12 protein-coding genes are annotated in these 14,394 nt (G+C 47.5%); 5 read left to right on the top strand and 7 right to left on the bottom strand.

Translation table 11 applies throughout. From position 1 onward, the window contains the following. Positions 1 to 43 precede the first annotated feature (43 nt). A complete protein-coding gene (locus tag V7O64_RS13740) occupies positions 44 to 1,687 on the top strand; it encodes a hypothetical protein (protein WP_407355935.1) in 1,644 nt (547 codons plus the stop codon). A gap of 226 nt (positions 1,688 to 1,913) precedes the next feature. On the opposite strand, the gene clpB is transcribed toward V7O64_RS13740, so the two are convergent. The 4 genes from clpB to groES form a co-directional block, all read right to left on the bottom strand. Further along, positions 1,914 to 4,589 (bottom strand): ATP-dependent chaperone ClpB, encoded by a 2,676-nt coding sequence (clpB, locus tag V7O64_RS13735; protein WP_407355934.1) that lies wholly within the window; start codon positions 4,587 to 4,589, stop codon positions 1,914 to 1,916. Between the two features lie 322 nt (positions 4,590 to 4,911). Continuing rightward, the gene (locus V7O64_RS13730; protein ID WP_407355933.1) at positions 4,912 to 5,373 is read right to left on the bottom strand and encodes an Hsp20/alpha crystallin family protein; all 462 of its coding nucleotides are present in this window, start codon (positions 5,371 to 5,373) and stop codon (positions 4,912 to 4,914) included. A 227-nt stretch (positions 5,374 to 5,600) separates the two neighbouring features. Then, on the bottom strand, positions 5,601 to 7,208 hold the full coding sequence (gene groL, locus V7O64_RS13725) for a chaperonin GroEL (RefSeq protein WP_407355932.1): 1,608 nt from the start codon (positions 7,206 to 7,208) through the stop codon (positions 5,601 to 5,603). 21 nt (positions 7,209 to 7,229) lie between these two features. Then, positions 7,230 to 7,505, bottom strand: a complete 276-nt coding sequence (gene groES / locus V7O64_RS13720) for a co-chaperone GroES (RefSeq protein WP_407355931.1) — start codon at positions 7,503 to 7,505, stop codon at positions 7,230 to 7,232. A 172-nt stretch (positions 7,506 to 7,677) separates the two neighbouring features. On the opposite strand from groES, the gene V7O64_RS13715 reads away from it, so the two are divergent. Further along, complete coding sequence (locus V7O64_RS13715) at positions 7,678 to 8,088, top strand: ArsR family transcriptional regulator (RefSeq protein ID WP_407355930.1); 411 nt, start codon at positions 7,678 to 7,680, stop codon at positions 8,086 to 8,088. A gap of 68 nt (positions 8,089 to 8,156) precedes the next feature. Here V7O64_RS13715 and V7O64_RS13710 read toward each other — a convergent pair whose 3' ends face one another. Continuing rightward, positions 8,157 to 8,993 carry a molybdopterin synthase gene (locus V7O64_RS13710; protein WP_407355929.1) on the bottom strand — a complete coding sequence of 279 codons (837 nt, stop codon included), beginning with the start codon at positions 8,991 to 8,993 and terminating at the stop codon, positions 8,157 to 8,159. A gap of 147 nt (positions 8,994 to 9,140) precedes the next feature. On the opposite strand from V7O64_RS13710, the gene radC reads away from it, so the two are divergent. Beyond that, positions 9,141 to 9,839: a DNA repair protein RadC gene (gene radC / locus V7O64_RS13705; RefSeq protein WP_407355928.1), complete on the top strand. Its 699-nt coding sequence runs from the start codon at positions 9,141 to 9,143 to the stop codon at positions 9,837 to 9,839. Between the two features lie 428 nt (positions 9,840 to 10,267). On the opposite strand, the gene V7O64_RS13700 is transcribed toward radC, so the two are convergent. Both V7O64_RS13700 and V7O64_RS13695 read right to left on the bottom strand, forming a co-directional pair. Next, positions 10,268 to 11,548 carry an ATP-binding protein gene (locus V7O64_RS13700; RefSeq protein ID WP_407355927.1) on the bottom strand — a complete coding sequence of 427 codons (1,281 nt, stop codon included), beginning with the start codon at positions 11,546 to 11,548 and terminating at the stop codon, positions 10,268 to 10,270. A gap of 148 nt (positions 11,549 to 11,696) precedes the next feature. After that, entirely contained in the window at positions 11,697 to 11,801 is a 105-nt protein-coding gene (locus V7O64_RS13695) for a PEF-CTERM sorting domain-containing protein (protein ID WP_407355926.1), read from the bottom strand. Positions 11,802 to 11,857: 56 nt separating this feature from the next. Between V7O64_RS13695 and mmp11 the strand changes: the two genes are divergently transcribed. Further along, positions 11,858 to 12,766, top strand: a complete 909-nt coding sequence (mmp11, locus tag V7O64_RS13690; RefSeq protein ID WP_407355925.1) for a methanogenesis marker protein 11 — start codon at positions 11,858 to 11,860, stop codon at positions 12,764 to 12,766. Positions 12,767 to 12,794: 28 nt separating this feature from the next. Beyond that, positions 12,795 to 14,354, top strand: coding sequence for a thiamine pyrophosphate-dependent enzyme (locus V7O64_RS13685; RefSeq protein ID WP_407355924.1), 1,560 nt, complete (start codon positions 12,795 to 12,797; stop codon positions 14,352 to 14,354). The last annotated feature ends 40 nt before the right edge of the window (positions 14,355 to 14,394 follow it).

The raw sequence follows: 14,394 nt of genomic DNA, 5'->3' as shown, positions 1-14,394 counted from the left end.
GAAACTTCCAGAGGACAGAAAGAGAAATAATGGAGGATTAGATATGGCATGGTATGATGTCGTGCTTGGTGTTGCTACAGGTGGCCTATATACAGCCGGGAAAGCTATCTACCAGGCAGGCAATGCGGCAGAATCTGCCGGTGAGGCTGCAGAAGAAGTGGGAATGGCAATTGCAGTCATCGGCTCGACAATACAGGCAGTGGGAGAGCAGCTTGAATCTACATTGAAAGAAGCAGAAGAGCTGCTGACTGTTAGAAGGCTTACACCAAGAAGCGAAGCCGATCTCTGGGATGAGGAAAAAGCAAGACTTGATACCCTGAGACAGGAAAAGACAAGACTTGAGAACAAGCTTAAAGAAAAGGGCATCAGTGATACAGGTAATTTTGATTTTGATTTCTGGGACATCCTTAGCAATCTGGAAGATATCCTGGAAAAATTCCAGCTCATGGCAAAGCTTGCAGCTGTGAACCAGGAGATACATGATATATTCTACCAGGAACCAGGTGTACTCACCACAGGCATATACAATGCCAAGGAAGTACTTGAACGAATAAACACTATTGAACAGCCCATGATAGAGGACATACTTGCATCCCTGGATGATAATCTGGATGTGAGCGAGGAAGTCCTCACAGAAGTCAGGAAGCTCTTTGTCACAAAGAAAAAAATAGCAGTTCCGGTCACAGAACTCAACCCTTCGATTAAAGATCAGCTTGAGATAGTACAGGCTGACAAAATCTACTACAAAGGACTCATCTCAAGAAAAGACACTGTGACAACACAATTGTCAGACATAATGAAGACGCACCCCGTGAATAAATTTGAGATAGCTTCCGGCTCTATCAAGGTCCCAAAAGAGAGCATCTATGCCAGCAACATAATTGATGAGGTGATGAATGCAACCGCAATACCTGATGCTGTGAAAATTGCAGACATTTCAAAAGAGAAGGCCGGCCTTGAAGATATGATCGATGAAAAGGATGTCAGCACCCGGATTGGAGAGAAGGTCAGCATTGAAGATAAAGCCAGGATATTTAATGAGGATATCCGGGACATGACTGTGAATGAAGCTGAAATCTCACAGCCCTTCATGAAAGCAGCGGCTGCAAGCCCTACAACTGTCACCTCCTCCGGAGCCAGTGCAAAAGCAGATGCTGCAATCATATCCGCACAGAACATAGCCAGAATTGCAACTGCTGTCAGCAAGTCACCGGGTTATCAGATATCTGCGATGCAACCGTACGGAGCAAAGATATCGGCATCCCTGAGCACAAAATTTGACGGCTATCAGAGAAATTATGATCTGCTCAAAGCCCAGAAAGCATTCTATTTCAGGCAGTCCCTGAAACTTGAGAAGAAATACGAACTCCTGGCAAACAAATGGGTCCAGGAGCCGGGAATAATACCTAAGACACTGGATGAGTTTCATGGTGTCCTGAAGAATGTGAGGAACGAGGAACAGCCTCGTATAGACCTTCTGCTTGACAACGTCAATGCGACCCTGGAAGAAGCAAAAGGAACTGTTGAAAAAGCCAATGAGACCATGGATTCAGTTAAAAATGCACTTTCAATACTGGATTTTGATACGAAGTATCTGAAACTAGGTGCAATGGTCGTTGGAGGACTTGTGGTATTGAACCTTTTCGTAGGTCTTATAGTACTTATAAGGATGGCACTTGGGTATTAAAAGAGGTAACGTAATTGTAACAATGTGTAGATAGTACATTATGTCAAATAGGCAAATATACAGGTATATATATATATATATACATATATAAAATAGAATTAAGACGGGAGTAAGTAAGATATTTACTGAAAGAAAAACAGGATAAAATGAACCGAATGCCGTTGGCAAACGGTTCCTTATCACCTATATCATAAGTTGCTAATCCATTATGCACATCTGCACATGCTTATTCAGCATGTGAAGGGGTTACAGACCTGACATTTACCTGCAATTCATTCCCATCGCTGTCCACATGTACAACTGAGCCTTCAGGCACCTCTCCTGCCACTATCAGCTTGGCTATCCTTGTTTCTACCTCGTTCTGTATGACCCTTTTCAGCGGTCTTGCACCGAAGGTCTCGCTGTATCCGGCCTTTGCCAGATACGTCTTTGCAGCATCTGTCATCTCAAGGGTGATGCGCTTGTCCCTGAGCCTTTCAGCAAGGTCTGCCACCTTGATGTCAACGATCCTCACAAGTTCCCGGGGCTTTAGTGCATGGAAGATGGCTATCTCATCGATACGGTTGAGGAACTCGGGCCTGAAATACCTGCCAAGCTCTGTCATTGCACGCATCTGGAGAGTCGTATAGTCCACAATCTTAGCATCCTTCCTCCCCTGGTCCGGAAGTCCCTGCTCCGGGCGGGAGATCTCCTCACCTGACTTCAATAGTTCTGTAAGGTCTCCTCCGAAGATGTTAGAGGTCATGATTATCAGGGTGTTCTTGAAATCAACCGTCCTGCCCTTTGAATCGGTCAGCCTGCCGTCATCCAGTATCTGCAGCATGACGTTGAAAACATCAGGATGTGCCTTCTCTATCTCATCAAAAAGCACAACTGAATAAGGCCTCCTGCGAACGGCCTCGGTGAGCTGGCCTCCTTCCTCATGACCCACATAGCCAGGCGGCGCTCCGATCATCCTTGCAACTGTGTGCTTTTCCATGTACTCTGACATGTCAATGCGCACCATGTTGTTCTCATTATCGAAAAGCTCGGCTGCAAGCGCCTTTACAAGCTCGGTCTTACCGACACCCGTGGGACCAAGGAATATGAAACTTCCAATAGGCCTTCTTGGATCCTTTATGCCGGCATAGTTACGTATCACAGCATCAGCCACTGCCCTGACAGCCTCTTCCTGGCCAATTATACGCTGGTGCAGGTTGTCCTCGAAATGAACCAGTTTGTCACGCTGACCTTCCATGAGCCTTGTCACAGGTATGTGGGTCCACTGGCTCACAACCTCTGCGATATCCTCTTCACCGACCTCCTCGCTAAGGAGCATCTCCCCCTGCATATCCTTGAGCTGCTTTTCCTCCTCTGCATACTCATGTTGCAATGGAATGAGAGTCCCATATTTCAGGCGTGAAGCCAGTTCCAGATTGTTGTCATTCTCGGCAAGCTCAAGCTGTACCTTTGTATCCTCTATCTGCTGTTTGAGGGTACTGAGCTTTGAGATAGCTTCCTTCTCGCGATCCCACCTGGCCCTCATGGCATCGGATTCGGCCCGGATGTCAGCAAGTTCCTTTTCAAGGGCCTCAAGGCGTTCCTTTGAAGCTTCATCCTTCTCTTTCTTCAAAGCCTCACGTTCTATCTCAAGCTGCATTATCTTGCGGTCGGCCTCGTCCAGTTCCGCAGGCTTGCTGTCTATAGCAGTCCTTTTCTTTGCAGCCGCTTCATCCACAAGGTCGATGGCCTTGTCAGGAAGGAAACGGTCTGCAATATAGCGGTTGCTCATTACAGCAGCCGCAACAAGCGCCGAGTCCTTCAGACGCACACCATGATGTACCTCGTACTTCTCCTTGAGCCCACGCAATATGGAAATGGTATCCTCCACAGTGGGCTGCTCCACGAGTACCGGCAGGAACCTGCGCTCAAGTGCCGCATCCTTTTCGATATATTTACGATACTCATCCACAGTAGTGGCACCGATACAGTGAAGTTCACCACGGGCAAGCATTGGTTTGAGGAGATTGCCTGCATCCATGGCACCTTCTGTTGCACCTGCACCTACGATGGTGTGTATCTCATCAATGAAGAGAATAATCTGGCCTTCCGATTCGGCAACTTCCTTGAGCACTGCCTTTAGCCTTTCCTCGAACTCACCCCTGAACTTGGCACCTGCTATAAGAGAGCCCATATCAAGGGCGACGATACGCTTCTCCTTCATGGCATCGGGTACATCCTTTTTAGCAATACGCTGTGCAAGTGCTTCAACGATAGCGGTCTTACCAACACCCGCCTCACCGATGAGCACAGGGTTGTTCTTCCGCCTCCTGGAAAGGATCTCGATGCTGTGTCTAATCTCCTGGTCCCTGCCGATCACAGGATCCAGTTTTCCCTGACCTGCAAGCTCTGTGAAATCTATGCCGTACTTCTTAAGCGGTTCCATCGTATCTTCCGGATTCTCTGAGGTGATCCTTCTGTTCCCCCTTACCTGTTTAATGGCTTCAAGAAGCCGCTCACGTGTCACACCTTCCCCTGCCAGGAGCTTGCCACAATGACTGTCCCTTTCAGCCAGCATCGCAAGCAAGAGATGCTCAACACTGATATATTCATCCTTCATCTTCCCGGCTTCCTGTACGGAGGCATCAAGTATACGGCGCATTGTCTGGGCCATATAGACCTGCTCTCCGCCTGGACCCGAGACCTGAGGCAGGTTTGCAAGGTATGATTCCACCTTCTGCCTGACACGGTCCACCGGGACTTCCATATTCTGCAATAATGTTGTTACAAGCCCTCCACTTTGCTCAAGAAGTGCAAGCAACAGATGTTCACAATCTATCTGCTGGTTCCTGTACCTGGCAGCAATCGTACCTGAGCCCTGGACAGCTTCCTGGGCTTTTTGTGTGAAACGGTTAAGATCCATAATAATATACTCCCCGGGATATTTTATCCCACATTATCCCGCAATTTTAATTTCGTGTGATCTGTGTGATCAACATTATGCAATCAACATTATCATTCTAACTTTGAATGATTGACTTAAATTACTTTTGACATGCATTGACAGATTATCTTCCACTGCCATTACACTGAACAGCCCTCTGACACGTTTTTATGGGGACATGCCTGCCCGGAATGATAAAAGGGATGCCTGAATTTGTTTTGTTTTGCAGAGCACACAGGCATCCCCGGTGATAATTCACTGATACTGAAGTCTGAATGATACCCGGACCATTAATGATGAATCATTCGATGAGTATCTTCTTCTTTTCTTCGATCTGCATCTTTGGCAGGGTCACTGTAAGCACACCATTCTCAAGTTTAGCTTTTGCACCATCAGTCGTGACCGCTTCGGGAAGTGAAACCGTTCTTGAGAATGAGCTGTAGGTCCTCTCCCTGCGCAAATAACCTTCTTCCTTTTCCTCTGTGCTGGCGCTGCGTTGTGCCGATATGGTCAGCATGTTGTCGCTGACATCAATGTCAACATCACCTTTCTCAACTCCCGGAAGGTCTGTCTTTACCAGGATATCGGAACCCTCATCCTTAACATCCACAAGTGGCGCCAGTATTCCGGTTTCTGACCAATGCTCCCCGAAGCTTCTCTCCTTGAACATATTGTTCAGCATGTCCTGCATCTGCACTATCTCTTCCATAGGATTCCATAGTCCACCTCTTGCTGGTGTCACTTTTGTCAAACCAAATCTCATACTATCACTCCTTTTAGCTTATGGATATTCAGCTATTCATTGTTCGTGTTTCTGTTCTTTATTGATTTCAGATTCATCTTTCAGATTCATCATTCAAATTCATCACTTGACATCTATCTTTTATTCTACTCTTGGTCCTTCTTACATCACAGCTTTTTCCGGAATCCCTCCTGTTTTCACTTCAGTCTTTGCATGTATCTTTGTGAAAAATAAATGAGGAAAAGCGATCAGATAATGATCGCCGGAGTCCTGTCATCTTTCTCATCGTCAAAGTCGGTAACTACAGCCTCGGTTGTCAGTATCATCCCTGCAATGGATGCTGCATTCTGCAATCCGCTCCTGACAACCTTTGTCGGGTCGATAACACCGGCCACAAAGAGGTTCTCGAAACTGTCTTTTTTGGCGTTGTAACCGTACTGGTCATCAGACTCGGACCTTATCTGAGCAATGACCTCAGCACCGTCCTTTCCTGCATTCAGGGCTATCTGGCGGATAGGTTCCTCAAGTGCACGTTTGACGATCTTAAGACCAATGTTCTGCTCACCTTCAAGCTCAAGAGCATCAAGTACTGAAGATGCACGGAACAATGAGATACCGCCGCCTGTGACCACACCCTCTTCAACTGCAGCTTTGGTGGCATTCAGGGCATCGTCGATCCTCATCTTCTTTTCCTTGAGTTCGGTCTCGGTTGCTGCACCGACCTTAATGACAGCGACACCGCCACCAAGTTTTGCAAGACGCTTCTTGAGCTCCTTTTTCTTGAACTCCGCATCCGTGACCTTTATCTGGGATTCGATAAGCTTCATCCTCCCCTCTATCGCTGCCCTGTCACCCCTGCCTTCGATTATTGTTGTCTTGTTCTTGTCAACGTTGACCTTACGAGCCTTTCCAAGCATGTTCTCAGAGAATTCCTCAAGTTTCATGCCTTTATCTTCACTGATGACCATGCCACCGGTGAGAACTGCGATGTCCTCAAGCATCTCCTTCTGCTCATCACCAAAGCCAGGGGCCTTGACGGCACAGACCCGCAGTGAACCACGGATTATGTTAAGTATGAGTGCTGCCTGTGCATCACCTTCCACATCCTGTGCAATTATGATAAGCGGGCTGCCTTCCTTGGCCACCTTCTCAAGCACAGGGATTATCTGGTTCATGGTACTGATCTTCCTGTCAGTTATGAGGATGTAGGGATCCTCGTACTCGCAGGTCATCTTCTCGTGATCAGTTGCCATATACGGTGAGACAAAACCCCTGTCAAACTGCATACCTTCAACAACATCCAGATGTGTTTCCATGGTCTTGGAGTTCTCAACGGTAATGACACCGTTGTATCCTACCTTCTCCATGGCATCGGAAATCAATGCGCCGATAACCTCATCATTGTTGGCCGAGATCGTTGCAACCTGCAGGATCTTTTCTTTATCCTTGACATCCTGGCTCTTTTCCTTAAGGTGTGTAACTACCTTTTCAGTTGCTTTTTCAATACCTTTCTTGACCTCAATGGGGTTTGCGCCTGCACTGATGTTCTTCAGGCCTTCCCTTATCATGGACTGGGCAAGCAGGGTTGCAGTGGTTGTTCCGTCACCGGTATTGTCCTGGGTCCTTGACGCAACCTCCTTGACAAGTTTTGCACCCATGTTCTCGAACTTGTCCTTAAGTTCTATTTCCTTTGCAATGGTGACACCATCATTGGTCACTACCGGATTGCCTGGTTTGTCAAGCACCACATTGCGACCTTTCGGACCAAGTGTTATCTTTACTGTGTTCGCTACCTTGTCAACACCGTTTAACAATGCTTTGCGTGCATCCTCATCGAACATTATCTGTTTTGACATTGTATATTCCCTCTGTCCACTTTATTTTTCAATGACTGCCAAGACATCCTTAAAATCGATGAACAGGTGTAACTCTCCGTCCACATCGATCTCATCACTCTTATATCCGCCATAGAGCACATGGTCACCTGCTTTTATTGGAAGCTCCTTTCCATCTTCAAAGGTGCCCACTGCAACGACTATGCCTTCTTTTTTCTCTTCCTGCGCGGAATCCGGGATGTATATCCCGCTTTCTGTCACTTCCGCCTTTTTGATAGATTTGATCAATACTCTTTCACCGATTGGTCTGATTATCATCGTCGATTTCCTCCAATGACATGACCGGAGGATTCCGGTCAACTGAGCAATAGTATTGTCAATCTCGTATATAAACATGTTGCATAAAATATCATTGGTTTTTGTATTATCGATATGATATCGATAAAATATCAATAAGCTTTATATATACCCAGTACAATAAAGAGATTCTATGCCACAGCAGATAATCCTGATAAACCTGGAAAAACCCAGGGAGAAAAAACTGGAAGAGGATGTCCGCTGGTTCTGTAACAGTTTCGGACTGTCCTCCGGAAGGGACACAGAGAATATTGCCACACAGATAGTTCTTGACCTGCTGGATCAACTTTCCACAAAAGAGGAAAAAATATCATCTGATGGAATTGCAGAGAATCTGGATGTGAACCTTTCAAGGGTTAACCACCATATAAGGAACCTCATCAATTCAGGCCTTATATACAGGCAGAAGCGTGCACTTTACCTGCGGGGAGGAAGCCTTAAGGCCGCAGTCCGGGAAATGAAGAAGGACTCTGAGCGCATATTCCAGGAGCTTGAAATAATCGCAGAAGAGATCGATGAGCGCATGGGACTGAAGAACCGGTAGAAAACTCCTCAGGATAAAATGCAGATAATACCAGACAATACCTACCAGACAATACCAAAACTATCCGGTCATTCCCCTGATCTGTCGTGCACCCAGAAATCACCATTTATAGTGTATTCTTTTTTCCATATGGGCACTTCTTCCTTGATGAGTTCAAGGGCCTCGACCAGGGTTTCAAAGAGCTCCTTGCGGTGAGCTGCTGCAACCACTATGTAGACGATGTCCTCCCCTGACCTTATAAGACCGGTCCTGTGATGGATGAGCACGTCTATGATATCATCCTTTTCCCGGAGTTGCTGACATATCCTTTCAATGGCCATTTCCGCAACACCTTCGTATTTTTCAAAATCGATCGCAGTTGTCTCCACATCCCCGCTTACACGCCGGACTATCCCTGTAAATGTCGCTATACCGCCTGAGAGACATATATCAGGATTTGAGCGGACCTTTCTGATAAGAGAGTTGAGAGTCACCCATTCGGGCTGCTCAAGTATAAGGTCTGCCAGGGCATCGATGTCCCAGTCCGATCTTACAGGCAGGCTTAAAATGATGTTTTGGATCTTATCGGAATCCTCTGCCGCACCCAGGAATATCTTGGGAAGGTAGCTGCTCTTTGCTCCCTCGACGATGGCAAAATCTACGCCGCTGTCTGCAAGTGCATCAAGGGCATCCTCAAGGGTAGGGTTCCTTTTGATTGTGACAAGTTCGCTCTCTGTGATGGCAGCAACCACATCCGCCCCTGCATCAAAGTGCCTGCCGGTGTCGGTGTCCGCCTGATCGAAACGATGGTGCAGCATCTGTTTAACCGTACCCACAGAGCCTTTTATGGAAAGTGCTTTAACAAGACGGGTAACCAGGGTTGTCTTGCCTGAATTCTTATAACCTGCAACACAAATGACTTTCATGCAGTTGTTTATGCGATCCTATGATATAAGTACACAACCAGACCCATAGAAACAGGTCATTCATAGAGATCATTTTTTAGATTCAATGAAATTTATAATAGGTTAATTACGATTAATTTATATCCCACCAGTATTGTAGCCTTTGCAATGAATAGCATTAGCGAGTACAAGATACGCATCCATGACATGCCTGAAGATGAAAGGCCACGTGAAAGGCTGCTCAAATACGGCCCAGAGGCACTTTCAAATGCAGAACTGCTGGCCATCATCCTGAGGACCGGGACACAGAAGGAGAACATCATCAACCTGTGCAGCCGCATATTCTCGGAGTACAATATCAAACAGCTCAGCCAGGCAAACATAAACAAGCTCACGCAGATCCACGGCATCGGCAGTGCCAAGGCAGCCCAGATATCTGCCGTGTTCGAGCTTGCCCGCAAGCTTGAGGGATTCAGTGACGAGCCCAGGCGCAAGATCAGGTCCCCGGCAGATGTTTACTCGCTGCTCTACCCCAGGATGCGGGAGCATAAACGAGAAAGGCTTGTAGCCCTGCTCCTTGACACAAAGAACCAGGTATTGCGGGAGGAGATAATATCCATCGGCAGCCTGAACGCAAATATCGTCCACCCACGGGAAGTCTTCAAGGCCGCCCTCATGGAGTCCTGCGCCTCGGTCATACTCTCGCACAACCACCCCTCCGGCGATCCCACACCCAGCAGGGAGGACATCGCAGTTACCGAAAAACTCGTGGAAGGCGGCAAGCTGCTGGGCATCGACGTGCTGGATCACGTGGTCATCGGGGACGGCAGGTATGTGAGTCTGAAAGATGAGGGGTATGTGAGATAGGTAAAGCAGGCTCTGCAGAAAACGATCAACATAACAAACGCAACCATCCGCCGCAGGCGGCACGTTCTTTCGCTGCCGGACCGAAGACTATGGAATTATTTCATCATTCAAGCTGCAGATTTTGAAGGGATAGTTAGATTTACACAGAGGTCCTGTCAAGAAAGTGATTCAAATAGCAGTCTGCGGATCATTCCTGTTCGTCTTGTGGGAAAACGCCGGCTTCGCCGAACCCTTCGGGATGGATCATTTATTCATGACTTCCGGTAGATCAACTGGCCAACTACTAACTCTGACCTTAAAGTTGCAACTGGCGGGATCTCAACAGAGCCAAGACTGCAAAAAGAACAACAAAATTCCTTCATACTACAGAATCATCTATCATAATCGGTGATTTTGCCCATTTTTGCCGATCATAACCGGCGATTCCCTTATTCCAGCAGCCACTTCCACACAGGCTTGACGACTATTTTCCTGCCGTCCATTTCGACCAGTTCTTCCGTATCCTTTGTGAGGATGAGACCTTCGTTCAGGCCGTACTCATTCATTGCCCCGGTCAATCCTTCGAACTCACGTCTTCGGTTCTCGAAATTCAGCTCCTTTGTCACCTGGATGGCAGTGCTTATCCTGTCATTTTCCTTTATGATAAAATCACATTCCTGCGCCCCTTTATGATAGTAGACCTCATGCTGCCTTCTTTTGAGCTCCACGAAAACCAGGTTCTCAAGCAGCCTGCCGTAATTTTCCGAGAACCTGAAAGATACCGCATTTATCAGACCCGTGTCCAGGCAATATAGCTTCCTGGGGTTCGCAAGCTGTTTGCGGATGGAGAAATCGAATTTGTTTATGGAGTATAGCAGGTATGAGTCCTCTGCATAGCCCAGGTACTCTTTTACCGTGTCCGGGGATATCTCCAGGGCAGTTGCCAGGCTGTTGTAGGAAAAGGGCTTGCCGACATTTGAGATAGTGAAATACAGCAGGTTTATTATGTCCCGGTTATTCCTCAGTTTATGGGGGAATATTATGTCTTTCAGGTATATGGTCTCATAATAGTTCTTCAAAAGCTCTTCTTTTATGCTGTTGTCCTCTTCCAGGGATATCCTGGGAAATGAACCATGCCTCAGATACTCCTCAAACACCTGCTTCTTTTCTGCGGAGCTGAGCCTTTTGAGGTCTTTGAAATCCAGATGCTCTTTGAACGTAAGGGGAAAGACGGTTACAGCAAGATACCTGCCTGACAGCCGGGTGATCGTCTCCTTCTTAAGCAAGGATGATGTCGAGCCCATCAGTACGAATTTCAGGCGCTTGTCCGTATCATATAAGGTTTTCAGGGTCTGCGTCCAGTACCTGAAGTTCTGTATCTCATCAAGGAAGATGTAGTATCTCTCTTTCTTAGTCGATGCGATGTAGTCCTCGATGATGCCTGCAAGAAGATCAGCCGTCTCAGACCGGCTCTGGAACAAAGGCTCGTCAAGGTTCATGTAAAGGATCGAGGCAGCCTCATCTTCAGGAAGCCCTAGACTGCTGATGAGCTGGTGTACCAGCGTTGACTTGCCGGTCCTTCTGGCACCGAGTATCAGCAGTATCTCTTCCGTACCCATATAGTTCGATAAGCGGGGATAGTACTGCAAACGGGGAATCCCGGTACTGTAGCTTTTCCCGAACCACCAGGGATTCTGCTTTTCCAGTATCCCTGTCACAGCTTGTTCCATAACGACTTATTTGTAGTCAAGGCAGATAAAATCATCGATTATAATCGGTGATTTTATCCATTTTCGCCGATCATAACCGGCGATTTCCAAAAAAGCATAATTCCTATAAAAAAAGAGCGCAGCAATAAAAAGCAAAGAGTGAATCAGATCACTCCTTTCTCCTGAAAATCAATGCCAGCCCGATGATTGCGAGCATGGGCAGTGCGATTGTCGGGAATTCGGGTATTTTGCCGTTGTTCCGCAATCCTGGCATTACACTTAAAGCCACAAACAAAACATTTAAACTATTGACCTGCAATTAACACGCAAATGAAAGAGATAGAACTCAATGACCCCTATACCACTCCGTACAGGGGCATATATGCAATATGCGACAGGAACAATGAGTATGCGGAGATCATTGAGCATAGCAATTGTTATGGTGGTGCTGCATGGTCCAAGTTCCATTATTCACACTCACCGCTCATCCTGAAGACGCGTTCGATCGGGAACATGATACGCTACACTGTTAAGACCGGCACGTCCACCCTCGAGCTTAAGCCGTCCCGGGCTGCCGCGGGAATTGAAGCTGTGGTCGTGGAAGGAGATGAGGTCCGCATAACATATGCCGGACTTGGAGGAGGAGGGGTCGGCGCCACCAGATGCAGGGCGTTCGCTGAGGGTGTGCTGTGTTGCAACTATACAGAATCCGGTGGCGGGAGGTCTGCAAAAGGGACTATCGTGGTCCCGAAAAGAGAGAGAGTGCTCATTGGTATCGACGACACAGACACCAAGGAAGAGGGGGCCACCTGGACCCTGACCCACAATATTGCAAAGGAGCTGGACTGCATAGGATCCGTTTACCTCTCCCACTCATTGGTACAGCTTTTTCCGGTATCGGCAAGGACGCAGAACTGTGTGTCCACAGTGCTGGAATTCGGATGTGTGAATGAGGACGTGAAACAGGAGTTACTTGAGAGCATAAAGGCAGCGCTCCTGAAATATAGTGTCTCTGAAGAGACCGGAATGGTTGTGCTCTCTGACTTTGATGCAAAGAAAATGAACGAGTACAGCAAACAATGCCGCAGCAGGGAGCTCACAAAGGAATATGCACTGCAGTGTGCAGAGGACAACGACGTGGATATATGGCTTGACGGCAACGGCATCATCGGTGCACTGGCTGCACTGGCATGGTTTGCCAGGCCTGATGAATCGGTCAGGCTGGATGCACAGCTTTGATTAACAATGCAGCAAGAAACAGAGAAACATGACAACTGAAAGGGAGATCACCGGCCTTGAAGCAATCCGCCTTGCAGCTGTTGACAGCGATGTAAGGTTCATTACTGCTGTTGCCGGATACCCCATTACTGCAGTTGCAGACCTCTTTTTCAAGGAAAAGGATTCCGGCTCTTACCAGATCAACTGGTTCACCAATGAGAAAGCGGCCCTTGAGGCTGCACTGGGAGCCTCGGTCACTGGACGCAGGTCCATGGTTTTGGTCAAACACGTGGGTATGAACGTGCTTGCAGACCCCCTCATGACTGCAATGATGCACACCATCGGTGCAGGGCTTGTCATACTTGCAGGGGACGATCCCGGAGCAAAGGCATCACAGAACGAGCAGGATTCCAGGTTCTACGGAGCACTGGCTGAGACCGCTGTCTTTGACCCCGCCACCCCCCAGGATGCTTACGACTCACTGAACAGGGCATTCGGTCTTTGTGAAGAAACAGGAGTTCCTGTAATTATGCGTATAACTGACAGGCTGGAAAAAGCTGAACAGGGCATAAGGAGAATCAGAAGGACAGTACACGGAAAAACAGGAGCTGGGACCCCTGGGAAGAAGTTTGACAGAGAAATGTGGAAATTCACCATGCACGGGAAGCATCAGCGTTTCCACATCTTCACAGAACCCCTGATGATGTATGAAGCTGAGAACTCACGGTTCAATCGCGTATCAATGAGCGGGGAAAAGGTCGGGATAATATCATCAGGTTACCCCTCATCAATAGTGGATGAAATACTATCCACGCAACTGGTGTATTCAGGCTGCTCACATCTTGCCCTTGGCCTTGTAACATCACTGCCCAAAAACATTATCATGCAGTTCATTGACAAACACGAGCGTGTGCTTATTGTGGAAGAAAGCGAGGCTTTCATAGAATCTTATGTCAGCACATGCAACCATGACAGGATCCTTGGCAAAAAAAGCGGTCATTTGCCTGTGGGCATGATCGAAAAAGAACACATAGAGTTTGCCCTGGAGAACATCGACATGGATAGGGTCTCAAAGTACACAGACATCCAGACCATAGCTGCCAGGGGTTCAAGACCCATCTGCAGCGACTGTCCGTTCATGCCACTCTATAATGTGCTGCATGATATCGAGCCGGTTGCCGGGGACATGGGCTGCTCCATACGGACAGCACCGCAGCCACTAACTGCAGTCAACACCGGATTCTCACTGGGTGGTGCGATTTCCACAGCCTGCGGTTTTCCCGGAAAGGGAGTGGCTGTAATAGGGGACTTCGGACTTGCACATTCGGGGATAACTGGCCTTATTAATGCCGTATACGGCGGTTTTGATATTCTTGTATTCATACTGCGTAATGAAATAGCTGCAATGACAGGAGGACAGCTGGCCCCGGACCTGCTTGAAGTGGTGAAAGTGCTTGTGCCCGACACAACCGTTATTGATATTGACCGGTGCATGAGCTTTGATGGGAGCATTGAGACAGAGAACATGTTTAAAGACGTGATAGAACAAAAGCTGGGAACAAAAGGTGTTTCAGTTGTTTACATTGAAGGAAAATGTACAAAATACTGAAGTCAGAAACACCGCGAGCATTAATACTTCACTTTCCTCT

The sequence above is a fragment of the Methanolobus sp. WCC5 genome (genome assembly GCF_045690325.1).
Lineage (GTDB): Archaea > Halobacteriota > Methanosarcinia > Methanosarcinales > Methanosarcinaceae > Methanolobus.
Note: the sequence above shows the minus strand (reverse complement) of the source record. Positions and strands in the feature narration are given on the sequence as shown.